Annotated in this window: 20 protein-coding genes and 1 riboswitch; of the genes, 13 read left to right on the top strand and 7 right to left on the bottom strand. The window is 37.4% G+C overall.

Going from position 1 to position 24,528, the window contains the following annotated elements:
* Positions 1-33: 33 nt before the first annotated feature.
* The 5 genes from BLR27_RS11750 (at position 34) to BLR27_RS11730 (ending at position 8,857) form a co-directional block, all read left to right on the top strand.
* Positions 34-1,134, top strand: coding sequence for a PQQ-dependent sugar dehydrogenase (locus BLR27_RS11750; protein WP_090705115.1), 1,101 nt, complete (start codon positions 34-36; stop codon positions 1,132-1,134).
* Positions 1,135-1,780: 646 nt separating this feature from the next.
* Positions 1,781-6,109 carry an MBG domain-containing protein gene (locus BLR27_RS11745; RefSeq protein ID WP_090705113.1) on the top strand — a complete coding sequence of 1,443 codons (4,329 nt, stop codon included), beginning with the start codon at positions 1,781-1,783 and terminating at the stop codon, positions 6,107-6,109.
* Entirely contained in the window at positions 6,106-6,798 is a 693-nt protein-coding gene (locus tag BLR27_RS11740) for a fibronectin type III domain-containing protein (protein ID WP_090705111.1), read from the top strand. Before BLR27_RS11745 ends, BLR27_RS11740 begins: the two co-directional genes overlap by 4 nt.
* Positions 6,799-7,408: 610 nt before the next feature.
* On the top strand, positions 7,409-8,110 hold the full coding sequence (locus BLR27_RS11735) for a CoA transferase subunit A (RefSeq protein ID WP_090705109.1): 702 nt from the start codon (positions 7,409-7,411) through the stop codon (positions 8,108-8,110).
* Between the two features lie 90 nt (positions 8,111-8,200).
* Positions 8,201-8,857 (top strand): CoA transferase subunit B, encoded by a 657-nt coding sequence (locus tag BLR27_RS11730; protein ID WP_090705107.1) that lies wholly within the window; start codon positions 8,201-8,203, stop codon positions 8,855-8,857.
* Here the strand turns inward: BLR27_RS11730 and BLR27_RS11725 are convergent.
* From BLR27_RS11725 to BLR27_RS11715, 3 genes are read right to left on the bottom strand one after another with little or no spacing between them, the layout of a single operon-like run.
* Positions 8,854-9,504: a uridine kinase family protein gene (locus tag BLR27_RS11725; protein ID WP_090705105.1), complete on the bottom strand. Its 651-nt coding sequence runs from the start codon at positions 9,502-9,504 to the stop codon at positions 8,854-8,856. The two genes, BLR27_RS11730 and BLR27_RS11725, sit on opposite strands and share 4 nt — an antisense overlap.
* Positions 9,497-10,378 (bottom strand): LysM peptidoglycan-binding domain-containing protein, encoded by an 882-nt coding sequence (locus tag BLR27_RS11720; protein ID WP_090705103.1) that lies wholly within the window; start codon positions 10,376-10,378, stop codon positions 9,497-9,499. Before BLR27_RS11720 ends, BLR27_RS11725 begins: the two co-directional genes overlap by 8 nt.
* Before the next feature lie 25 nt (positions 10,379-10,403).
* Positions 10,404-11,168, bottom strand: a complete 765-nt coding sequence (locus BLR27_RS11715; protein WP_090705101.1) for a DUF4905 domain-containing protein — start codon at positions 11,166-11,168, stop codon at positions 10,404-10,406.
* A gap of 113 nt (positions 11,169-11,281) precedes the next feature.
* Here BLR27_RS11715 and BLR27_RS11710 point away from each other — a divergent pair, with 113 nt between their 5' ends.
* Entirely contained in the window at positions 11,282-11,761 is a 480-nt protein-coding gene (locus BLR27_RS11710) for a Dps family protein (protein ID WP_090705099.1), read from the top strand.
* Between the two features lie 50 nt (positions 11,762-11,811).
* On the opposite strand, the gene BLR27_RS11705 is transcribed toward BLR27_RS11710, so the two are convergent.
* Together BLR27_RS11705 and BLR27_RS11700 are read right to left on the bottom strand one after the other, a co-directional pair.
* A complete protein-coding gene (locus BLR27_RS11705; protein ID WP_090705098.1) occupies positions 11,812-13,302 on the bottom strand; it encodes an OmpP1/FadL family transporter in 1,491 nt (496 codons plus the stop codon).
* Between the two features lie 17 nt (positions 13,303-13,319).
* The gene (locus BLR27_RS11700; protein WP_143007738.1) at positions 13,320-14,252 is read right to left on the bottom strand and encodes a hypothetical protein; all 933 of its coding nucleotides are present in this window, start codon (positions 14,250-14,252) and stop codon (positions 13,320-13,322) included.
* A gap of 158 nt (positions 14,253-14,410) precedes the next feature.
* Between BLR27_RS11700 and proS the strand changes: the two genes are divergently transcribed.
* From proS to BLR27_RS11680, 4 genes are all read left to right on the top strand, one after another.
* Positions 14,411-15,883: a proline--tRNA ligase gene (proS, locus tag BLR27_RS11695; protein ID WP_090705094.1), complete on the top strand. Its 1,473-nt coding sequence runs from the start codon at positions 14,411-14,413 to the stop codon at positions 15,881-15,883.
* 31 nt (positions 15,884-15,914) lie between these two features.
* Positions 15,915-16,628 (top strand): hypothetical protein, encoded by a 714-nt coding sequence (locus BLR27_RS11690; RefSeq protein ID WP_090705092.1) that lies wholly within the window; start codon positions 15,915-15,917, stop codon positions 16,626-16,628.
* 92 nt (positions 16,629-16,720) lie between these two features.
* Positions 16,721-17,860 carry a cystathionine gamma-synthase gene (locus tag BLR27_RS11685; RefSeq protein WP_090705090.1) on the top strand — a complete coding sequence of 380 codons (1,140 nt, stop codon included), beginning with the start codon at positions 16,721-16,723 and terminating at the stop codon, positions 17,858-17,860.
* A gap of 33 nt (positions 17,861-17,893) precedes the next feature.
* A complete protein-coding gene (locus BLR27_RS11680) occupies positions 17,894-18,805 on the top strand; it encodes a TIGR02757 family protein (RefSeq protein ID WP_090705088.1) in 912 nt (303 codons plus the stop codon).
* Positions 18,806-18,814: 9 nt separating this feature from the next.
* Here BLR27_RS11680 and BLR27_RS11675 read toward each other — a convergent pair whose 3' ends face one another.
* Entirely contained in the window at positions 18,815-19,972 is a 1,158-nt protein-coding gene (locus tag BLR27_RS11675; protein WP_090705086.1) for an AI-2E family transporter, read from the bottom strand.
* Between the two features lie 238 nt (positions 19,973-20,210).
* Positions 20,211-20,404, top strand: a riboswitch (cobalamin riboswitch).
* A 104-nt stretch (positions 20,405-20,508) separates the two neighbouring features.
* Between BLR27_RS11675 and BLR27_RS11670 the strand changes: the two genes are divergently transcribed.
* The 3 genes from BLR27_RS11670 to BLR27_RS11660 all read left to right on the top strand — a co-directional run bounded on the left by BLR27_RS11670 (position 20,509) and on the right by BLR27_RS11660 (position 23,858).
* Positions 20,509-22,407, top strand: coding sequence for a TonB-dependent receptor plug domain-containing protein (locus BLR27_RS11670; protein ID WP_090705084.1), 1,899 nt, complete (start codon positions 20,509-20,511; stop codon positions 22,405-22,407).
* Between the two features lie 70 nt (positions 22,408-22,477).
* A complete protein-coding gene (locus tag BLR27_RS11665; RefSeq protein WP_090705082.1) occupies positions 22,478-23,170 on the top strand; it encodes a Dph6-related ATP pyrophosphatase in 693 nt (230 codons plus the stop codon).
* Between the two features lie 7 nt (positions 23,171-23,177).
* Positions 23,178-23,858 carry a Sir2 family NAD-dependent protein deacetylase gene (locus BLR27_RS11660; RefSeq protein ID WP_090705081.1) on the top strand — a complete coding sequence of 227 codons (681 nt, stop codon included), beginning with the start codon at positions 23,178-23,180 and terminating at the stop codon, positions 23,856-23,858.
* A gap of 59 nt (positions 23,859-23,917) precedes the next feature.
* Here BLR27_RS11660 and BLR27_RS11655 read toward each other — a convergent pair whose 3' ends face one another.
* On the bottom strand, positions 23,918-24,445 hold the full coding sequence (locus BLR27_RS11655; protein ID WP_090705079.1) for a DUF6580 family putative transport protein: 528 nt from the start codon (positions 24,443-24,445) through the stop codon (positions 23,918-23,920).
* Positions 24,446-24,528: the final 83 nt, after the last annotated feature.

The raw sequence follows: 24,528 nt of genomic DNA, 5'->3' as shown, positions 1-24,528 counted from the left end.
GATACTTTAAAATGGTTAATTAAAAATTATATCATGGAAAAGAAGATTAAAATTCTGGGTATACTTATTTTGATTTTGGCTTCCGGGTGTAAAAAATCTTCAAAGCCACCTGAAAGTTCATTGCCAGAAACGGCAATTGATATTCAGGTTTTAACTCAGAATTTAAGCCTTCCATGGGAATTAGTCTGGGGGCCTGACAATATGATCTGGATGACAGAACGTGGAGGAAAGGTCAGCCGTGTAAATCCCTCAAATGGTTCCTTAAACGTCTTAATTACAGTTCCTGATGTTAAATCAATAGGGGAAGGTGGTTTGTTAGGAATGGCCCTTCATCCTGATTTCTCTTCAAATCCTTTTGTTTTTTTAGCCTATAATTATGATAAGGCAGGTACTTATACTGAAAAGATAGTTAGATACACGTATAATGGAACCACATTGATCAATCCTATGGTCATTTTGGATAATATCCCTGCTGCAAATAATCATAATGGAGCCCGTCTCCTGATTAGTCCTGATTTGAAGTTATTCATCAGTACCGGTGATGCCGCAAATCAGGCTACGGCACAATCACTAAATTCAAGGAGTGGTAAAATTTTACGAATTAATCTTGATGGTACAATTCCTTCTGATAATCCTATTAATGGTAATCCGCTTTGGTCTTATGGCCATCGTAACCCACAGGGATTGGTTTATGTCAATGGCAAACTATATAGCTCAGAGCATGGTCCGGATAAGGATGATGAAATAAATGTGATCGTTAAAAATAGAAACTATGGATGGCCTTCAGTTAATGGTTTTTGTAATGAAAGCGCCGAACAATCTTTTTGTAATGCCAATAATGTGGCTGAACCATTAAAAAGCTGGACACCAACCATTGCTGTTTCAGGAATGGATTTCTATAATAATGATGCTATCTCTCAACTTAAAAACTCATTAATTCTGGCAACTTTAAAAGACCAAACCTTGTACCAACTCAAATTAAATTCAGCAGGAGATGGAATAGAAGAGACTAAAGAATTATTTAGAGGTACTTATGGCAGACTAAGGGATGTTTGTGTGGGAGCAGATGGTAAGATCTATGTCGCTACAAGTAATGGATCAAATGATAAGATCATTGTACTAAAGGGTAAATAATAGATACAACTATTCTTTGCATTTGGTAATCTCGTCCAAAAACCAATTATGCATGATCAAAAAAGTCGTTGCGAATGATTCAATAGTACACTAGAGTCCTATTTCTTCATTCGGTCCAGGGTAAAAAACTCTTAGAAATCCTGTGATCGAGATCGAAGGTGTCTCCACAATAATCTTGTATATAATTCTTGAGCCTTAAGAGCCTTTTCAACCCACAATGTTCATTTTATACCCTACCCCATAATCACTGAAAACCCTTCTTAGCCGGGATTATATCGCTCAAGTTCCAGAATCAGAATCTTCCATAAATGCCCCTGTGACAAGGTAACCAATGTGTTTTAGACTGTAAAGTATTCTGCATATCCAATTTTAAGAGTAAAACCTGATTGTCAATAAAATAGGTTGTTAATACAAAATAAATTTACTTGTATTTAGGTTAATAATAGTCAAGCTTTGCAGTTTAATAGGTTGCTAAGAGTACTTGCCTTTTCATTTTAAACAGGATAAAAATATCAATTTCCACTCCATTGCAATATATATGAGATCAATTTAGTAGTAAATACTTAATTATAGGTATTGTGTCTGTTTGTTTTAAAAAGGATTTTTGGTTTTAGTCGATCCTGGTTAATTCCTAAACCTCCTTTATATGAAAAAACGGATACTTTTCTTACTGTTGGTTGTATCTTGCCTATTTAGTGCTACTGCCCAAACCCCGGGCTGGACAAAAATGAAATCTTTGAATAAGGATATAGCAACCCGGTATAGCAGCCAGATGGTCACTTACAATAATAAGCTTTATTTTTTGGGAGGCTATGGATATGGGGGTGGCGGTTACCTCAATGATTTTTGGGAATACGACCCGGAAACAAAAACGTTGAATGAATTAAGCAGCCTTCCTCCGGACTTATTTCCAAATGCTATTGCAGGCGGTAGAATGATGGTTGTTATTGGGGATAACCTTTATTATATAGGAAATCAATTACGGGAATATAATTTCAAAACAAAAGTATGGAGTGCTAAAGCTAATTCTCCTTCCAGCCTCAGCGGAGCATATGTAATTGGCAATATGCTTTATGCCGAGAGCGGTCTTGATAATACATTTTACAGTTATGATCCCACAACTAACGAATGGACTAAAAAAGCAAGCTATCCCGGCAAAATAAGACAGAATGGATTTAGCTTTGCTATAAGCAATAAAGGATATAAGGGAGGGGGATACTCTAATAATGATAGCTTTCCTCTGGAATTTTACGAATACAACCCAGTTTCAGATACTTGGGCTCAAAAAGCCAATATGCCTTCTTCACTATCCTTTGCGGTAGCTATTAGCAGCAACGGTAAAGGATATGTTGGTACCGGCCAATTGCCTCCTCCTTTTCCATATTCTACGGGAACCTGGTACGAATATGACCCAATCACTAATTTATGGGTAACAAAAGCAAGTGCTCCTGTGGTAATGGAGTCATCTGTAGCCTCAATAAATAATGATATTTATTTATTTTCCGGAAAGGTATACACCCGTGAGGCTGGAATTTTTTCCAGAAATTTTATTAGTAAATATAATTCAGTAACAAATACCTGGACTACAGATACTGCTTATGCAGGTGGAAACAGGACATATGCAAGCGGAATACACTATAATGGGAAGATATATGTTACCGGGGGAGATGATTCTGAACAAAGAACTGATACATGGGAATACACTATTGCTACAAATACATGGGCTCGTAAAGCGGACGTGCCAGGCACTGGTTTTTCCCTGAACGGGCAAGCCATTATAGGCAGCAAATTGTTTCTTGTTGGAGGTTACAGGCGATCTGGAAGCGGGACATTGCCGGTCTATTCTAATGCTACCCTTCAATACGATGCTGCGACTAATGTATGGGAAACTAAAGCGAATTATCCTGGTGGATCCTTAGGTGAAATAGGAGCCTTTACTATAACCGGTGAATTATATGCAGGTTGCGGATGGAGTGGATCACCTAATATAAGTAGTAATGCTTTTTACAAGTACAATGCAATTGCGAATTCCTGGTCAGCATTACCAAATTGTCCCCAAAGCGGGCCTGTATACGCTGCTTTTAGCATTGGTGATATTGGATATTTCGTTTTTGGCACATCCTCATCTGGTACAAGCATAATGTACGCTTACAATCGTACAACAAATACCTGGTCTTTAAAGCAGCCTGTTCCTGACTTTATAGTTGACGGAGGGTCTCAAGCGGGTTCTAATAATACTTTTGTTAGAGATGGCTTGGTCTATATGGTAGGCCTGAATGGCACTCCTGGCGCTGGTTTTAGCTATAGTAAAATAAGAAAATATGATCCTGTCGCGGATAAATGGACCTATGTAAGCGAGACGCCCTTCTCTAAAAAGGGACAAACCATTGTAGATACTGGGAATGATATATACATTGGTTTTGGGCAGGATCAAAATCTAATCCAGTCAAGCGGCACCTATTATCATGTTGAGAATGATTGGTATAAGTTCAACCTTGAAGCGGATGTTTCTGCTTATATAGGAGATAAAATTTATAACTGTCTGGGATCTCAAAATTTACAACCCAATCAGATTAAAGCATTTACAGATGATGAAGGGAAGTTGTTTGTATCCCTGCAAGCTGGTCCCACATCCCTTGTAAGCACTATGTGTATTACTCAGCGATCTTTACCATCTACAAGTGCATTCAGGGAAAATAAAATAATTGCAGACGGGAATATTCCCTATTCCGCCATGTTTATGAATAAGAATTTTGGAGTTACCAGCGGCGGACCTTCAACAGGGGCAAAACTAAGGATGTATTTTACAGATACTGAGCTGGCAGCTTTTGTTGGAGCTTTCAATGCTAAATATGGATCGAATAAGACCATAAATGATATAAAAATTATTTCCGGCAGTAATGGTAGTGGTTCTGCCAATTTAGATCCTGCAGATAATACTAACGCTTACGCAGTTTATACTCCAACTGTTAATAATTACAAAACAGGCAATAAATATTTAGAATATACATTTTTAAATGGTCAGGGAATAGTAGAAGGATATGCTGTCTTGTTAATCAATGAACAAACACTTACTTTTTCCTCACTATCGTCAAAAACATATGGTTCGGCTGACTTTACACCCGGAGCTACGAGCAATAACAGCACTATCCCAATAACCTACAGTAGTAATAATACTGCAATAGCAACGATTACAACAGATGGTAAAATACATATTACCGGGGCTGGTACTACTGTAATAACAGCCTCGCAATCGGGCAATGCAAATTATAATGCTGCAGTACCAGTTTCCCAAACATTAACAGTTACTCCTGCAGCTTTGACTATTACTGCTGATAACAAAACTAAATTTTACGGTTCGGTCAATCCGGCATTAACTGTAGGCTATACTGGTTTTGTAAACGGGGATGATGCAACCAAATTAAATACGCAGCCTGCGGTAATTACTACGGCTACCACCAGTTCAGAGGTAAATACCTATCCCATTACGACAAGCGGTGCAGTCTCGCCAAATTATACATTTGTGTATACAGCAGGCGTTTTGACAGTTAACAGGGCTCCATTATCAATTACGGCAGACAATAAAACAAAAGTGCAGGGAACAGCTAACCCGAACTTAACTGTGAGCTACACGGGTTTTGTAAATAGCGAGACAAGCAGCGTGCTAAGTGTGCAACCCTCTGTTTCTACTACTGCTACATCAGCTTCTGTTCCGGGCACCTATCCCATAACAGCAAGTGGAGCAGCTGCTCTGAACTATAATATTAGCTATACGGCAGGTATACTCACAGTTGCACCTTCTGCACCAGTTATTACCTCCATTACTCCTTCAACCTCAGCGGCTAGTGCCACCGTAACTATCACTGGCAATTATTTCACTGCCGCCAGTTCAGTAAGTTTTGGTGGTGTTCCGGCGGCATCTTTTACGGTAATATCTCCTGCGTCTATAATAGCAGTTGTAGGTTCAGGTGCCAGTGGAAATGTTTCGGTCACAACAAGCATCGGTACTGGCACATTCTCTGGCTATACATTCGTTCCGAAGCCTATTGTTACAGCAGGAGGTCAAACTACTTTTGCGTCAGGAGGGAATGTGGTGCTTACGGCCAGCCCTGGAACAGGGTATGCTTATAAATGGGCGAAGAATGGTATTGATATTGCAGGAGCAACAGCTTCTTCCTATACTGCATCTGAATCGGGATCTTACACGGTAAGTATAACTATTAATTCTGTCACCCTGATATCTGTTGCTACAACAGTAAATGTGATCTTTACTTTGCCTGCAAATAATTTTAAGCTTACAGCAAATGGCGAAACATGTAAGACCAGCAATAATGGCAAAATTAGCATAGCCGCAATACAATCTAAAAGCTATACAGCAGTTCTTACAGGCAATGGACTGAACTTGTCACGTCCGTTTACAAGTACCCTGGATTTTACGGATCTTCAAGCAGGAACCTATAACGTTTGTATAACTCTTACAGGAGAGGCTACTTACAAACAATGTTTTGATCTGGTGATCACGGAACCGAAAGACCTTTCGGTGTATGCGGTTGTTAAAGAAGGCAATAAAATTAGCCTGGATCTGGAAGGGAGCAATTCATATATCATAGATCTCAACGGAACCGTTTTCCGAACAGATAAAGAAAAGCTCAGCCTTGATCTAAAACCAGGAAATAATACACTTAAAGTTTCTACCGGCATAATCTGCCAGGGCATTTTTGAAAAGAATATTCAAGTGTTTGATAAACCAATTATTTACCCTAACCCTTTTGTGAGCGTATTAAACCTATCAACTCTTCCTTTAAAAACCCTGGTTGAGATTCGCTCCTTACAGGGAAGGGTTGTATTTAGACAACATTTCGATAACGAAAGCGGCACAATTGCACTAGCACTTGAAAGTCTGGATGCAGGAATGTATGTATTAAAAACTACAACTGTTAAATCAGAATCAATTTATAGAATTATAAAAAAATGAGATACTTATCAATTTTAATCTTGCTATGTAGTGTTGCCTGGAGTTGTAAAAAATCCAGCAATACTGAACCAGTTAAACAACCTGGCAAGGCAGTGCTTTTATTCCCGGCCCAAAATGAGGCTTGTACATCCGGCACAATTATTTCAGATACTCAGAGTTCTATTGAGTTCAAATGGAATAGGTCTGATAATACCGATAGTTATGACCTTGTATTAAAAAACCTTGAAACAGGTATAAGTAGTACTTACCCTTCTGCAGCAAATAATCAGCTTAATATAAATTTATCCAGAAACACTCCTTACTCCTGGTATATCATATCCAAATCTGCTGCGAACGGAACACCAGCACAAAGTGAGGTTTGGAAGTTTTATAATGCCGGTCCTGCCTCTATTTTTTATGCACCCTTTCCAGCCGATGGGATGGTTCCTCTTATGGGGGCCAGCGTGACCGCAACGGGCGGGAAAATTACTTTGGATTGGAATGGAAGCGATGCAGACAATGATATCATATCCTATAATGTTTACCTTGGGACAACAACCAGTCCAACTTTGCTCTCAGGTAATCTAGTCAACAGTGTTTTAAATGATGTAACTGTGCTCAGTAATACAACTTATTACTGGAAGGTCTTAACAAAAGACTCTAAAGGAAATACTTCCGATTCTGGAAACTATCAGTTTCAAGTAAACTAAGATTAATTTAGGATTCCTATAGCTCATTTATTTACTTTTAAAAACGAAATATCAAAAAGAGAGCTGCTGTTATAGGATGAGATTTGCATATATAAAATGAGTGAGGATAGTTATTATAGTTTAATAAAGCCTTAAGCGTTCACTGGTTACTTGAATTAATTTTTAATTTCAAAAGATTGGCTAAAACATCGGTATGATTTGATCTGTTTTCAATTGGCGAATACATATTATTTCAAAGTGGCGGCGGCGGAACTCAAATTGGAAAAGAGTAGGAAATATATTTTTTTAAACTTAATCTGACTTAAAGCTCAAGGCACGATTAAGTTTTTATCAATGACCAATAAATAGATATTTATTCTGCGAATCATGTTTATCAATTTGATTTAGGAATCCCAAATAAATTAGTAGTCGTCAAGCTAATTAGATCAAAATAGATTGTCCTTAAAAGAATTATTATTCTATATAATGACATTTTAAGTATGATTTATTGCAATGATGCTATGATAGGGTCAAAGGTAGTGGCTCCAACTTTAATATTATTGTTCTTGAGAGTAAGTATTCTGAACAAATATTGCCGGCTTTTGGTAATTTCGTCTAAAACCAATTATGTATGATCAATAAAGTCGTTGCGAATGCCGATGAGGCCATTCAGGATATTTCCAGTGGTATGACACTAATGCTGGGTGGTTTTGGTTTATGTGGCATTCCTGAAAATTGTATTAATGCACTGGTAAACAAGGGTATAGATCAGCTTACCTGTATTTCTAATAATGCTGGTGTAGATGATTTTGGGATAGGGTTGATGCTCAGGAAGCGCCAGGTTAAAAAGATGATATCTTCTTATGTTGGAGAAAACGCCGAGTTTGAAAGACAATTATTAAGCGGTGAGCTTGAAGTTGAACTGGTGCCACAGGGGACTTTAGCTACCCGTTGTATGGCCGCAGGATACGGAATGCCCGCTATTTTTACACCTGCAGGTGTAGGAACAGAAGTTGCACAGGGTAAAGAGATCAGAAACTTTAATGGTAAAGATTACCTGATGGAAATGGCATTTGATGCTGATTTTGCAATTGTCAAGGCCTGGAAAGGTGATACGGCAGGAAATCTTATTTTCCGCTCTACTGCCCGAAATTTCAATCCTGTTATGGCAATGGCCGGTAAAATAACTATAGCAGAAGTAGAGCATCTTGTAGAAGTAGGTGAACTTGATCCAGATCAGATCCATACTCCGGGGATATATGTACATCGGATATTTCAGGGTAAGGACTATGAAAAAAGAATCGAACAGCGGACAGTAAGACCTAAAGAATGACATTAATTATGCCTTTCAGGCAATTTTATGGTCTTAAATAAATAAGATTTCTTTCAGCAGCCACAAGACAAACTTTAAATTAACCAATCAATGTTAGATAAAACCGGAATTGCAAAGCGTATAGCAAAGGAAATAAAGGATGGGTATTATGTCAATCTCGGAATTGGTATCCCTACTTTAGTTGCTAATTATATTCCTGAAGGAATAAATATAGTTCTTCAATCTGAAAATGGATTATTAGGCATGGGGCCTTTTCCTTTTGAGGGAGAAGAAGATCCTGATCTGATCAATGCAGGGAAGCAAACAATAACAACATTGCCCGGCTCTTCGATCTTTGATTCTGCCATGAGCTTTGGTATGATCCGATCTCAAAAGGTAGATCTGACCATTCTTGGTGCAATGGAGGTTTCAGAAAATGGTGATATAGCAAACTGGAAGATTCCAGGGAAGATGGTTAAGGGAATGGGTGGTGCAATGGACCTGGTGGCTTCAGCTAAAAATATCATTGTAGCTATGCAGCATGTAAACAAAGCAGGAGAAAGTAAATTATTATCTGAATGTTCTTTGCCCCTAACCGGTGTGAAATGCGTTAAAAAAATTGTTACGGAACTGGCTGTACTCGAAATTGCCAGTGGAGGTGGGTTCAGGTTATTGGAGCGGGCACCCGGTGTTTCCGTTGAAGAGATCAGAAAAGCAACTACAGGAAAATTGATCATCGAGGGTGAAATACCCGAAATGCAGATTTAAATCAATGATTTATCAAGGACATTAGCACGAAGATTGCCTGAAATTTGGCTTGTTATCTGAATGATATCTTCAGCAACATGGGTGTTATTAGTAATGATCGAATCGCATTGTTCCTTATGCGGCAACAAATAATCTTTGTATGCCGGCATAACATGATTGTTCCATTTATAAAGTACATCACCTTCAGGATAGCCACGTTCTATAAGATCGCGCTTTAGTCGTCGCTGCAGGGCAATATCTTCATCAGTATCTATAAATATCTTCAGATCTAAAATTTGTGAAATTTCTTTAAAGTGAAGTATGAATAACCCTTCAACTATAACTATTGGAGCTGGCTTGATCTCTAAAAGTTTGGGTTCAGCATTTGGATTATTAAAGGTGTATTCTTTCTGATAAACAGTTTCTCCATTGATAAGCCTTTTAATATCACTTAAAAATTGATCATTGTCAATTGTAGATGGAAGATCAAAGTTGTATAGCTTGTTTTCCTCAGCAGTCATGTTATGAGCTACTCTATAATAATAATCATCCTGTGATAACAAACAAACTTCTTCTTCCTTAAAATGGTTTAAGAAGCATTTTAAAAAGAATGTTTTTCCGGAACCACTACCTCCGGCAATACCAATCACAAATGGCTTTTTATTCATTAGGAACACCGTATATTAAGGTTGCTTGAAATCTTTTATCTATTGCTCCAATTAATTCAGCAGTAGCCTTAGTCACTACAATAATAGCATCTTTTGATGACTCGTTTTCAGTAAACTTCCCAACAACTTTTGCAAAGGTACTTTTGCCTGTCATAGGATTAGTGATTTTAATCACAGTTCCTATTGGTGCCGTTTGATGAAGAGCCAGCATCTTAGTCCCATCCAGATTTTCATCTGCTATCCAAATAGCTACACCTCTCTCATTAACTTCCCGAAGGCCATATCTGGCAACAGGTAATTTTAGTCTTTCGCTTGCACTTTTGCTGCTGTCTATTGAAGTAGAACTGGTTCTTGACTCCAATTTAGGCATATCCAATGGAAATGCCGGTGGGGGAGACAACTGCTCGGCAGGCCCAGACCCAAATGGAACCTTGATTATCTGACCAATAGCAAGATTATTACTTGTCAGATTATTTAATGTTTTCAGATCCTCTACTGTAGTATTAAACTTTTTTGCAATGGCAACAAGATATTCACGGGGACCAACCTTATAATCGATTACAGCTACTTTAGCAGAAGTACGCGACTCTTGCTTACTACCTGCACTTATAATAGAGGTATCTGTAAAAGGTCTTTCTGTAGGAACTCTCAGTATGGTACCGATCTGTAAGGATCTGTTGCTGTTAAATTGAATTACAGATTGTGGCGTTACGTTATATTTCCGGGCAATAGAGTAATAGGTCTCTTTGGCCTCCACTTTATGAACTATATTTTTTTTACCATTAAGATTTTCAACACTTACAGAATCTATAGCGGCACTTGCAGTACAGGCTATAAGGGCAAAGGAAATTGATAAAACTAATTGTCTCAGCATTTATCTGGTTTTAAAATTTGTGCAATTATACAAAATATGAAACGATTTCATCCTTATTTCGGATGTACAACAATCGCTTGTTCACAATAAAGAACGACTCAGGCTGTAGTTTTTGTATACCAGCAATCATAATATCATCAAGTAATATCCTATCATCCTGATAAACAACAAGTCTCTGCTGCATATTATTTTCAAATGTTTGATGAAAACATACCATGCTGAGTCTGTTAAAGCTCAAAACAGAGATATCTCCCTGAATTGGACCATGATCAATAAAGTCGGGTAAAGTATAGGATTCAACCAAAGCAGGAAATATTAGATAGCTATTTTCATATTGACTATTTTCTTGTTCAACTATATTCTCAGCACTTATGTGATCAATCCAGGTATATTTTCTTGGATAGATTTTTGGGTCAAAAACCTGCACTCCGTCTGGAACTGCCTGATTGAGGGTGAAATTGTATCGTTCCCACAAAATTTCACCATCAACGATATTTACAGAAATCAATCCTTTGCTTGCAGGACTTTCAGTATGTTCGTTTGCTGTTAATAGTATATTATTCTGGGCTGCATATGCTAGATTGAGATTCATTGGCTCTAAAAAAGATTTTTCTTTAAAATTTATCTCACCAGTTTGATGATCTAAAACAGTAAAGGCAATTTTTCCGGATTCTAATTGACGGCTTTCAATAGCCAGATATCCTTTTTTCTCCTGAATACGGATCTTCCATATTAACCCCTTGAATTTTTCTGAAAAAATCTGTCTGAGCTGTTCTGTTTTTGGCACCATGGAATGCAAAAGTACGTCTTTTCTGCTACAGCCGAATTGGTTTTAATACTTAGTTAAACTTATTCAGGCAGGATATTTGCATAAGTATATGTTATAAACAAAAAAGAACGATTATGAATCCCAAAGAAATTAGTCTGACAGATAAAGAAGTTAAACCAGTAATTGATCACTTAAACGATCTATTAGCGAACTATCATATTCACTATCAAAAGCTACGTGGATGCCATTGGAACGTGAAGGGTTCACATTTCTTCACTCTTCATATAAAATTTGAAGAGCTTTATACCAATGCACAATTAACGATCGATGCTCTCGCAGAACGTATTCTTACACTTGGTAAATCTCCATACAGTACGTTTACAGAATATATAAAGATTTCAGAACTGAAAGAGATCGATACTATAGGAATGAAAGATACAGATATGGTATTGGCTATCATGGATGATTTCAGTAAGCTTATTGAAATGGAACGTTCAATAATGAGCATGACTGCTGAAATTGGCGACGATGGTACCAATGACCTTATCAATTCATTTATGCAGTTTAAAGAAAAGAATAACTGGATGCTTCGTTCCTTTGTAGGAAGAAGTTAATACATTAACCAACAAAAAAAAAATCCGCTTTCAGGCGGATTTTTTTTTGTTTAAAACCTTTTCCCAATTGTAAGGAAAACATTGTTTCTTGTATTCTTTATGGATGCCATTGGACTAGTACCTGGATTCAGGGTATATGGTTTTATATCAGAATTATATACAATTTGCTGATACGTCATATCTATATAAATGTCGTTGAAGCGATAACCCATTCCGCCACTGTAGGTACTGGTTTTAAACCTGTCATTGTCCAGTGCTTTATAAGGGTTACCCTGTACTCCGTATCCTGCTCTTAACATTAGTTTATCGAGCTTATATTCTGCACCTAAACGATAGTTTATTGCACTTTTGTAATTGTTCAATATTTCTCTGTTATTATCTAAAATGACATCAGTATCTTCATAATTCTGAGCTGTAGAAAAATTTATTGTAGAGTAATCTACATAGTCAACATCGGCAGATATAAATCCCTGATTATTTATGAATACTCCAATACCCCCACTAACCTTAAGAGGAGTACGTAACTTGTAAGCGAAATCATAAGTTTCATCATTATTTAAAAATTGAGAATCGACCGTGTTTTTGCCATATTTTGTATCCAGTACTTCAGAATAGCTATCATCGATAGTATACCATGTTGGAGATTCGATTGTTGCTCCTAAGCGTACTGTTGGGACCGGCCTGTATATTGCACCCAATTTTGCATTTATTCCTGAACCTTTAGTGATCTGTGCCTGTCGGTATGACATATCATAATCATTCCTTTCAGTTACATTATATCCTTTTTCTTTATAATTCGCATTGGAAGTGTAATTTATACTTGCTATTCCGATACTTGCTCCAATGTAAAATTGATTGCTGTAATTCGCCCCAAATGCAAAATTGAATTCTCCCTGAGAACCGGTTCTTAAATCATTTTTAGTCTGGACATTATTCACATCAGTCTCCGGGAAATACTGTCCGTTAGAATTATCATAACCGATCAGATAATTATCATAGGCCATTCTTTCCAGACTTCCTGAAGGGAGGGAGTTAGGTGCACCGTAATTTGTGGTGGCTAACTGCGCGTAATAATCCGCAATGGAGGTTTGGGTATTTGTACCAGAGAATAGGATATTATCTCCGTAAGCTTTAGTTCTGTTATAACCAAGGCCGAAGTTAAAACTGATCCAGCCCTCATCCAGTTTTGCACCTTTAGGTTTTGAAACAGTTGAATTCCATACAACTGCAGCATGGGCCAAACCTAGCTGGTCTTTTTTGCCAACAGTTACCTTGCCAAGGTATTGAGCATCAGCATTATAGCTATTGAATTCCGGGGTGAAACTAAATTCTGATCTTGTAAATAAGCCAATTCCAGCAGGGTTACTACCAATGGAACTTAAATCTCCACCCACACCGATTTGTGCACCAATAGCCTTAAATCTGGCAGTACTGCTTGATTGTGTTTGTGAAAAACGTAAAGCATCGGCTGAATACTGCGCATGTAACTCTCCTGTGGCAGCCACTATGGCTGCCATAGATAATAAAATTCTGAATCTCATAAGGGTATTTCTGTCTCTTAATTTCCTCTTGAAGGGCGGGATGATGAACTTCCACCTCCATTATTATTTGATGGTGCAGGGTTTGACCTGGAGCCTGATCCTGTATCCTGTCTTGGTGGAGCAGTATAAATCCGTTCAGGTTGTGCCGCTCTTTGTGGTGGACTTTGGTTCGCCCTGTCTGGACGAACTGCAGGTTGTGTTCTGGTACCTGAAGTAGCATTGGGTTGAACCTGATCTCCATAACGTTCAGCTCTTCCTCTTGAAATGATATTTCCATTTGGGTCTTTGTAGATCACCCCCCCCGGACCACTTATAACAGAACCTCTGTCGATAGTCAGGTTGTCAGTACTTCTTGAAGGTCTTGGACGATAGTTTGGAGAGTTAAATGCAGGGCTGCTGTATATGCCGCTGTAATTTCCTCCATAATATCCGTTTCCATTTCCATAACCATAAGAATTAAAGGAATTGTAAAAGGAGTAGGGTCCCCAGAAATTTGATCCGTATCCATAATTATAACCATAGTTTCTCCATGGATTGTAATTATAAGCACCAAAACCTAATCCTATACCTATATTAAATGAAGACCCACCGAAATAACTGTTTGGAAAATAGGAGTTACTGAAATATGGATCATAATTGTAACCATAAAGGCTATTATAATAACCCAGAGATGGTGCATAAGTCCTGAAACGGTTAAAACGAGAAGTATAATCGTTATAATAACCGTAGTCACCATATGAATCACCATATAATTCATCTTCAGTAACGTAATCGCTGCTTCTTTTTTCTTCTTGTTTTGCAATAACAACCGGATCTACTTCTCTGGCTTTTGCAATTGAATAATATACGTCATCATTCTGATCGTTTAGCTGTGCTGTTTTTGTGCTTGCACATGAACCCATGAAAAGAATAGATGGTATTGCTAGTAAGTGAATGAATTTCTTAATCATAATGATGGTCATTAATAGAAATTAAACGATTATAAAGAAGACGATAGTATATCAGTAATGGTTGCATCGCAAATTATTATAATACATCGTCTAGTTTTATAACTTTGCTAAAATGTTAATTCGATTAAATATACGTAATTTTTTGAGACTTAAATAAGATGAGTAAGGGTTTAACAAGCAGAGAAGAGGATTATTCCCAATGGTATAACGAACTTGTGGGTAAGGCAGACATGGCTGAACATTCTGCTGTGAGAGGTTGTATGGTCATAAAGCCTTATGGCTATGCGATTTGGGAAAATATGCAGGCTGCTTTGGACAAAATGTTCAAAGATACGGGGCACAGTAATGCTTATTTTCCATTATTCATTCCTAAGTCATTTTTTTCAAAAGAGGCTTCCCATGTGGAGGGTTTCGCAACAGAATGTGCTGTTGTAACTCATTATAGATTGAAAAATGATGGCAATGGTAATATCATTGTAGATGAAGATGCAAAACTTGAAGAGGAGTTAATTGTTCGACCAACCTCTGAAACTATAATCTGGAACACCTATAAAGGATGGATTCAGTCATATCGTGATCTGCCAATTCTGGTTAATCAATGGGCCAATGTTGTTCGCTGGGAAATGAGAACACGGCTGTTTTTAAGAACAGCTGAATTTCTTTGGCAGGAAGGTCATACAGCACATGCAAGTTCACAGGAAGCAATTGAAGAAACTGAACGTATGCTTGAAGTTTATGCAGACTTTGCAGAAAATTGGATGGCATTACCTGTGGTCCGGGGAAAGAAAACAGCCAATGAACGATTTGCAGGTGCTTTGGATACCTATTGTATAGAAGCATTAATGCAGGATGGTAAAGCACTTCAGGCTGGGACCTCTCACTTTTTAGGCCAGAATTTCGCTAAAGCATTTGATGTGAAGTTCACGAGCAAGGAAGGTAAACTCGACTATGTTTGGGCAACTTCCTGGGGAGTGTCAACTCGCCTGATCGGAGCTTTGATCATGGCACATTCTGACGATTCAGGATTGATTCTTCCTCCTAAACTTGCACCTATTCAAGTTGTAATTGTTCCTATTTACCGTTCTGATGAGGAATTGGATAAAATATCTGCTATTGCTAAAGAACTGGCTGCCGAACTAAAGTTGAAGAATATTTCTGTTAAATATGATGATCGGGATACACTTCGTCCAGGCTTTAAGTTTGCCGAATATGAAATGAAGGGCGTACCGGTTCGACTGGCAATTGGTGGTCGTGATCTTGAAAATGGCACCATTGAAATCGCACGCCGCGATACCAAAGAAAAACAAACTATATCCAGAGATGGATTAGTTCTTCATATTGAAGAATTATTGGTAGATATCCAGAACAGTATATTTAAAAAAGCTCTTAATTTCAGAGAAGAAAATACACGTGAGGCAAATTCTTACGAAGAGTTTAAAGAATTATTAGATACCAAAGCTGGCTTTATTTCAGCTCACTGGGATGGCACTCCGGAAACAGAGAAGCAAATCAAAGATGAGACAAAAGCTACAATAAGATGTATTCCTTTGAATAATAAACTGGAAAACGGACATTGTATAGTTACAGGTAACCCATCTACTCAGCGAGTTTTATTTGCCAGAGCATATTGATCTGATTATTATCAGATAAAAAACGAACATCATGGAAGAAGTTGAATCTTACCAGCACATTCTGAAATTACTTGAGAATAAAGCAGCTGTAAAACAGAAAATTTTTCAGACTACCTCTGATGTATTTAATCAGTTTAAAACTGTACTTCATGAGATAGGTTTGGATATGCAGGCCGATTTCTCAAAAAAGAATCAAAATGTTGAAATAACATACTCAGACAAAGGAGATTTTGAAGTTCAGTTAAAATTTTCAGGTGATGTGCTTGTTTTATCTATGCACAGTAATGTTTTTAGCTTTCCTCCTGAACATGAGATCAATAAATTAAAATATGTTGAGGAAGATCCTTTAAGAAAGTATTGTGGGATCATCCATATTCATAACTTCCTTGCTGATTCACTGAAGTATAACAGGAGTTCTGATATTGGCTATTTGCTTGGCAGGATATTTATTAATAAGGAGGAACACTTTTTTGTAGATGGACAGAGCCAGCTGGGATTTCTTTTCAATTCATTCCACAAAGGGAAATTGAAAAAGCAACAGGTCAGGAAGATCCTGGAACTGGCGATCATTTATTGTATGGAATTCGATCTGCTTACTCCACCCTTTGAAACTGTTCGACTAATTACTCTTGAAGAAAGGCAATATATGGGCTCAAATTCAGGTTATCCAACAGGAAAGCACATGGGTTATAAGTTTAAAACTGAACTTGATGATCAATTCTTGCCCGTAAGCAGGAAGAAGTAGGCAATTATAATTTGCTGTTTGTAATCTTCCTAAATATTAAAATGTTATAATCAGGAGATTTCTCCTATAACCAATTATAAAACCATTTCATTATGAAATTCGGAACTAAAGCAATTCATGCGGGTCAGGAACCTGATCCAAGCACAGGTGCAATAATGACTCCTATATATCAAACTTCTACTTATTGGCAGAAATCACCCGGAGATAATAAAGGTTTTGAATATTCCAGGGGGACCAATCCAACACGTAAAGCTTTAGAGTCATGTCTCGCAGCTTTGGAAAATGCCAATTTTGGCCTTGCTTTTTCAAGCGGAATGGGTGCTACTGATGCTGTAATGAAATTACTAGCTCCAGGGGATGAAGTGATCACCGGGAATGATCTTTATGGTGGATCATACCGAATCTTTACGAAGATATTTGCTAATTATGGGATAAAATTCCATTTCATAGATATGTCTGATCCGAATAATGTAAAGAATTATATCAATGATCACACTAAACTGATCTGGATCGAAACCCCAACTAACCCAACAATGCAAATTGTGGATATAGCAGCAGTGGGAGCAATTGCAAAGGAAAATAATATCCTCCTTGCAGTTGATAATACCTTTGCTTCCCCTTACCTGCAAAATCCCATTGACCTGGGTGCAGATATAGTTATGCATTCTGTTACCAAGTATCTCGGAGGCCATTCAGATGTTGTTATGGGGGCTTTGATGCTGAATGACGAAGATCTTTATAAACGACTTTGGTTCATTTATAATGCCTGTGGTGCTACACCTGGTCCAATGGATAGCTTCTTAGTATTACGAGGTTTAAAAACGCTTCATCTTCGAATGAAGGCACACTGTGAAAATGGAAGACAGATTGCTGAATTTTTAAAAACTCATCCAAAGGTTGATAAGATCTACTGGCCCGGATTTACCGATCATCCAAATCATGACATTGCTAAAAAGCAAATGCGCGATTTTGGTGGAATGATTTCGATTACTTTAAAAGGTGCTGACCTTCAGGAAACCTACCGAGTAGCTTCCTCATTCAAGGTGTTTACATTGGCAGAGTCATTAGGAGGGGTGGAGTCGCTGATAAACCATCCGGTTTCTATGACACATGGTTCAATTCCTAAGGCTGAGCGTGATAAGGTTGGTGTAACTGATAATTTATTACGCTTAAGTGTTGGTGTTGAAGATATTGAGGATTTGCTGGATGATCTGAAGCAGGCTCTTTCCTAAAATATATAAAAACTGAATTTTTGTAGATCCTCCATGTCTCAATATCCCGTTTCTTTAAATACGTTTCTGGAACTAAAGGATTTTCTCGATGCTAAAGTTGATCAGTATAATCGGCCTGGTTTTATTGAAAATGATCCAATATGTATACCGCATCAGTTTAAACTAAAGCAGGATATTGAAATTATGGGTTTCTGGGCTTCCATTCTGGCCTGGGGACAGCGAAAAACTATCATTAATAAGTGCAATGAGCTCATTACTTTGATGGATGGTACTCCTTATGATTTTATTATGAATCACCAGGATTCAGACCTGAAACGTTTTTTGAATTTTAAACATCGTACTTTTAATGACACCGATACCTTATATTTTATAGAGTTTTTCAGGCAGCATTATAATAAATATCCTTCTTTGGAAAATGCATTTACTGGTTTTAAACCAAAATCGCAGTTTCGGAATGATTATTTAGAAGAAACGGATGAGGAAGAGATTATAGAGTCCAGTTCATCTCCATGTTATTTGGGTGAATTTAAGGTAGAATCTAATAGGTCCTCTATAGAAAATTATTTGAATTCATTTAGAACATACTTTTTTTCATTACCTGATTTTCCATCCCGTACAAAAAAACATGTTAGTTCTCCAAGCCAAAAATCAACCTGCAAACGTCTTAATATGTTTCTGCGCTGGATGGTTAGAGATGATGATAAGGGTGTAGATTTTGGAATCTGGAAAACTATACAGCCTTCACAGTTAATATGTCCTACAGATCTGCATGTTGAACGTGTGGCGAGAAAATTAAAACTTATTACCCGTAAGCAGGTTGACTGGCAAACTGCCACAGAGCTAACATTGAATCTTCAAAAATTTGACCCGGCCGATCCGGTTAAATATGATTTTGCTTTATTTGGACTAGGGGTAGAGGAGCAATTTCAGAATCGGATCATTTAATTTAGCGAATCATTTATTATTCTGTCTTTTTTCTAAAGGTGTAATATCGTTCTCGATTTTAAGCTCTTTATCAACTTTTTTACTGCTCATTCGGAGTTTTGGGAATCGCATCGGACTTTTTACAGGGTTTTCATCACCCAATAATATGCCCCAGGGTTTGAAGATGTTCGAGCGATCGAAAATGATTTTTAATACTGCCACCAATGGTAAAGCAAGGAACATTCCTGAAATTCCTGCCAGACTTCCGGCAATAAAAACTCCAAGTATTGCAGCAAATGCATTGATTTTTACTTTAGAACCTACAATTCGGGGCATTAAAATATTATTGTCAAGAAACTGAACAATTGCAATCACTCCTAATACCGTGAAAATTGGTAATAATTCTTGTGATGAAGTTAAAGTTAACATCACTCCAAGCAGATTGCCAATTAAAGCCCCGACATAAGGGATTAGATTTAACAGTGCAAAGATCACCCCGATCAGGAGGGCATGCTTAATATCCAGAAGTAATAATATTCCACCAAGCAAAACAGTTATATAGGCTATCTGGATTAATAAACCAATCAGGTAACTCTTGATAATAATTTCGGTTTCTTTCATCACCTCCTTTACTTTTTTATGCTGATCGGGTTCAAACCAAACAAATACAAATCGAAGTAAAAGATTCTTGTAGGATAAAAATAAATAGATATAGATCGGTACTAATCCAATAAAGATAAAAGCAGATGTGATGGAGCCGGCAGCTCCACCTATAATATTGCCTGCATTTGTAAGCAGTTTATTGCTTTGGTCATTTAAAAACTTGATTTGTTCCTTAGTAGAAAAATCAGTCTTATTGTTTATCCAATCGCTTATATTATTTAGATGATAGTTTACATTTTTCTGGATTTGTGGAAAATCAGCTGCCAGGATACTTATTTGAGCAGAAAAGAACCAAATAACACCAGCAATAAAAACCGCTCCGAGTAGAATAGGTAATAAAATAGATAGAAATTCCGGAAATTTCCAAGCTCGGAGAAATCTGTAAAGTGGTAAAAGGACAATACTTAAAAAGAATGCCATCAATACTGGCATTATAATATCATTTCCGATAGATAATAGTGCGCCTAACAGACAAATACCAATTAACTCTATTGACCTTCTTACTGTTAGAGGTAGTTCTTTCATACGATGTTTTGTTCTGGCTTATGTATTTAATAAATCTAGGTTCAATTATACAACTTGTGAAAATAGTGTTTATTAATAATATTGTTTAAAAATCTGCTTAATACAATAACCCTGCCTAAAATAAAGCTATAGAATTTATTGCATTATAAATCTTATTGAATTCTTTTCAATCAATTTAATTAAAATAAATTATCCTGAAATGTTAATAACATTCATTGGGACTTTTATTCTCTTATATTAAATTTGCATCGCTTTAGGTTCTCGATTTCATTATCGTGATTAAAAGGGAACCGGGTTAGAATCCCGGACAGTCCCGCTGCTGTGTTCTCCACAACGGTTATCCAAATTATTGCCACTTTCCGCCCAGAGCGGATGGGAAGGCAGGATAAACCGGGAGTAAGTCAGAAGACCTGCCTTCGCATTTATAATTCATAGCTTTCGGGGATTGAAGCTTGGAGAAGGTAGTTCTAATAGAACTGTCTGTTTCTGGTATTCCTTCATTATCTGTTTGCTGTGGGACAAAAACTCACAACAAAATGAAAACAAAAAATTTTTACGTTGCTGCAGGCCTGGGGCTTGCACAACTGGCATTGCTAAACAGTAATGCCCTCGCACAGCAAAGGCCTGTCGCGAATCTTGATGAGGTAGTTGTAACTGCCAGTCGTTCACCAAAAAAAATATCGGAAATCGGTAAAGTTGTGAGAGTCATCTCCGCAGAAACTCTTGCGCAAAGCCAGGGGAGGACTCTTCCTGAGGTTTTAAACAACATAGCGGGGATTACCATAGGTGGAAATGGTGGTAATCCGGCAGATGTTAAAGCAGTGTATATGCGTGGCGCTAGTGCTGCCAATACACTGATTCTTATTGATGGTATCCCGGTGAATGACGCTTCTGAGATCTCGGGAGAGTATAATATTTCTGCCATTCCAATTGATATTATTGAGAGGGTAGAGATTTTAAAGGGTGGAAATTCAACCCTTTATGGTTCTGACGCTGTTGCCGGTGTCATCAATATCATTACCAAAAAAGGAAATGGTGGATTATCAGCTAATGTTTTAGCAACGGCAGGATCATATGATACCTATAAACAGGTTCTCGGCTTAAACGGTCAAATACAAAATACCACTGTGTCATTTAGTGCAAGTAATTCTGATTCTGAAAATTTCTCTTCGGCAGCTCCGGCAAATGGAGTTTCTAATTTTGATAAAGATGGCTTTCATCAAAAGTCCGTATTACTTAATCTGGGACAACAGGTTAGTAACAGGTTTTCATTAAGAGGAAATTTGCAGGCTAATAATAATGCGGCAGATCTCGATAACGGTGCATTTTCTGATGCCTTAGATTATACATACAGTAAATCATCTTTACTTGCTGGATTAGGAGGCCGCCTGGAACTTGATAAGGGAGTTCTTAACTTTAATTTAAGTCAAAATAATGTTAAGAATAAATACGATAATCAGGGTTCTGTGACTAATAATGCTGGGAATATAACTCATCTTGAGACCAATCTTAACTATAATTTTAGTAAATTAATTGACCTTGCAGGTGGAATTTCTTACAGAAATCTGAGTACAGAACAGCATAATCCTTATAGTTCTGCATTGTTTGCAGATAATAACATGACAAGTGCCTTTACTTCTCTGTTTTTTAGAACAAATACCGGCTTTCAGGCAGAATTAGGGGGGCGACTAAATAATCACAGCGATTATGGAAGTAATTTTACATACACTATAAATCCCTCATACCTTTTTGCAGAGCGGTATAAGTTGTTTTTTAATCTTTCATCAGCGTACCGGGTGCCATCTTTGTACCAATTATTTTCTGACTATGGTAATCTTGCTCTTGAACCGGAAACTACCACCAGTTTTGAGACTGGATTTGATTTAAACTTTTCACAAAATATCAATCTCTCACTCTCATATTTCAGAAGAGACATTGAAAGTGTCATCGATTTTGGCCAGATCGCTACCAATAAATTTGGCTATATCAACCAAAACAGGCAAAAGGATAATGGCTTTGAAATTGAATTGGGACTTAAACCATTATCTATGATCAGTTTGAATGCATATTATGCTTACGTCAATGGTGAAGTAACCACACCTGTTAATACCGCTTTTAACTTGTTCCGAAGACCAAAAAACTCTTACGGATTAAATGCAGGTATTGAGTTAAGTAAAAAGGTAAGTATGAATCTGATCTATAAACATACTGGCGATCGAACAGACAGATATTTTGATGGGAAAACATTTAAAACTGTTGAAGCTGATCTTGGCTCTTTCAATATGGTTGATGCCTATATCCAATACAAACCTTTAGCAAAGCTTACCTTATTTTCAGATGTTAAAAACATTCTGAATGAAGATTACATCGAATTTGCTGGCTACCAGACTAAAGGGCTAAATTTTAATGCCGGATTTAGATTAGGTATTCATTAAATAAATTCAAAATATTATTAAATAGCGATGGATAAAATTCATCGCTATTTTTGTTTATAGAAAAGTAAAAATGAAGAAAGTTGTCCTATTCTGGAGTGCAGGTAAAGATTCAGCAATGGCATTGCATAAAATACAGAATGATGAAAATTTTGAGCTGCTTGCGCTTGTTACAACATTGAATGAGGAATATAAGCGTGTCTCTATGCATGGTATCCCTGAAGTCATACTTGATAGGCAATGCGAAGCTTTAGGTATACCATTAATTAAGATGTGGGTTCCTAACCAGGCTGCTAATGATTCATATGAACATGCTTTCCTTGAATTATGCGGTGATTTGAAGAAGAAAGGGGTTGAAGTTCTTGCCTTTGGGGATATTCATCTGGAAGATCTTCGAAAATACAGGGAAGAACTGGTGAATCGGGGAGGTTTAAAAGCCTCTTTTCCCCTTTGGGAAATACCAACTGTAGAACTTATGAACAATTTTATTGCTAATGGATTTAAGGCTATCACCTGCTGCATCAATACTGGGGTATTAAGTGAGGATTGGATTGGAAGGCAATTGGACCGTAAATTTCTTGAAGATCTGCCGGAAGGAGTGGACCCATGTGGTGAAAATGGAGAATACCATACTTTTTGCTTTGCCGGACCGGTTTTTAAGGATTCGATCCCTTATCAAACCGGAGAACTGGTTTTTAAACCATTGAAGATTGAAACAGCGAAAGGTGAATCTGAAAGTGGATTCTTATTTTTAGACATAATTTAGGAAAGCAATGAAAAAGATCGTCGTATTAACTGGAGCAGGCATTTCAGCTGAAAGTGGCTTGAAAACCTTTCGGGATTCAGGCGGACTTTGGGAGGGTTATAATGTGATTGATGTCGCAACCCCTGAAGCATGGAGAAGAGATCCAATACTGGTACAGACATTTTATAATGAACGCCGTAAGAATGTGCTGGATGCAATACCCAATTTAGCCCATTTTGCATTGGCCAGGCTTGAAGAAAAGTATGAAGTCACCATTATCACTCAAAATATAGATGACCTCCATGAGAGGGCTGGATCATCTAATATAATTCACCTTCATGGATTGATCACTAAGTCGCAGTCTGACAAGAATCCTGTACTTACTTACGATATTTTAGGCTGGGAATTGAAAATGGGAGAAGTTTGTGAACTTGGTTCTCAGCTACGTCCTCATGTAGTTTGGTTTGGGGAGCCTGTTCCTATGATCGAATATGCCCAAAAACTATGTTCCCAGGCCGATATCTTTATCGTTATAGGCACTTCTTTAAAGGTATATCCGGCAGCTGGGCTCATTGACTTTGTGCCACCTAATGTTCCAAAATACCTTGTAGATCTGAATTGTCCAGAAATCCCACTTAAGGACCTGGATATGATAATAAAAAGTTCTTCAATTGGAGTTCCTGAATTGGTTGAACGACTCTTAATTTAATAGCATAAAAAAACCTGATTGGATTACCAATCAGGTTTTTTTTATAAATAACAAGATTGTTATTTGGCTAATGCCGGATAACGCTTCGATAAAAGATAAAAGCTGCTGAATAATACTGCAGAGAAAACCATATTTCCAATTAACATATTTCTGAAGAATGGTAAACCAGCTGCATAGGATGTAAGAATACCCGAAATGTTATGCGGGTATAAAGTTACAGGATAAAAGAAGGCAAAATTTGTGATCAGGAAAAATATACTTGCACTGATAAAAGAAGCAAGAACAACATTGGTAACATTAACCTTATTTCTTACAAGGAATCCGCATGCTACCATAGCTGTAAAACCAAAGTATACCAAAAGACTAAAACCATTCCCGATAAATATATCTGAGATTGCCATCGCTGCTAAAGGCATGATAAAAGCAAGGCCTCTGTTATTGAATTGTGCACCAGCAAAAATAGCCAGAGCACCCACAGCTGTGAAGTTCCAGATATGAGGAATCAGATAGGGAAGTGCACGGGTTAAAGCCGCAGCAATAACTAAAAGGCTTAATACTATAAAACGTGGTGACAGGATATCTTTCATGATTCAAAAATATAAAAAAAAATCAATGCTTTTAGATTGAAGTGAAATATGTAAAAATGTTTAAACTTCCCATTAATTTGGCA

The sequence above is a fragment of the Daejeonella rubra genome, assembly GCF_900103545.1.
In the GTDB taxonomy this organism is placed as follows: domain Bacteria; phylum Bacteroidota; class Bacteroidia; order Sphingobacteriales; family Sphingobacteriaceae; genus Daejeonella; species Daejeonella rubra.
The sequence above is the reverse complement of the archived record's forward strand: the minus strand, read 5'-3'. Positions and strand labels throughout refer to the sequence as shown.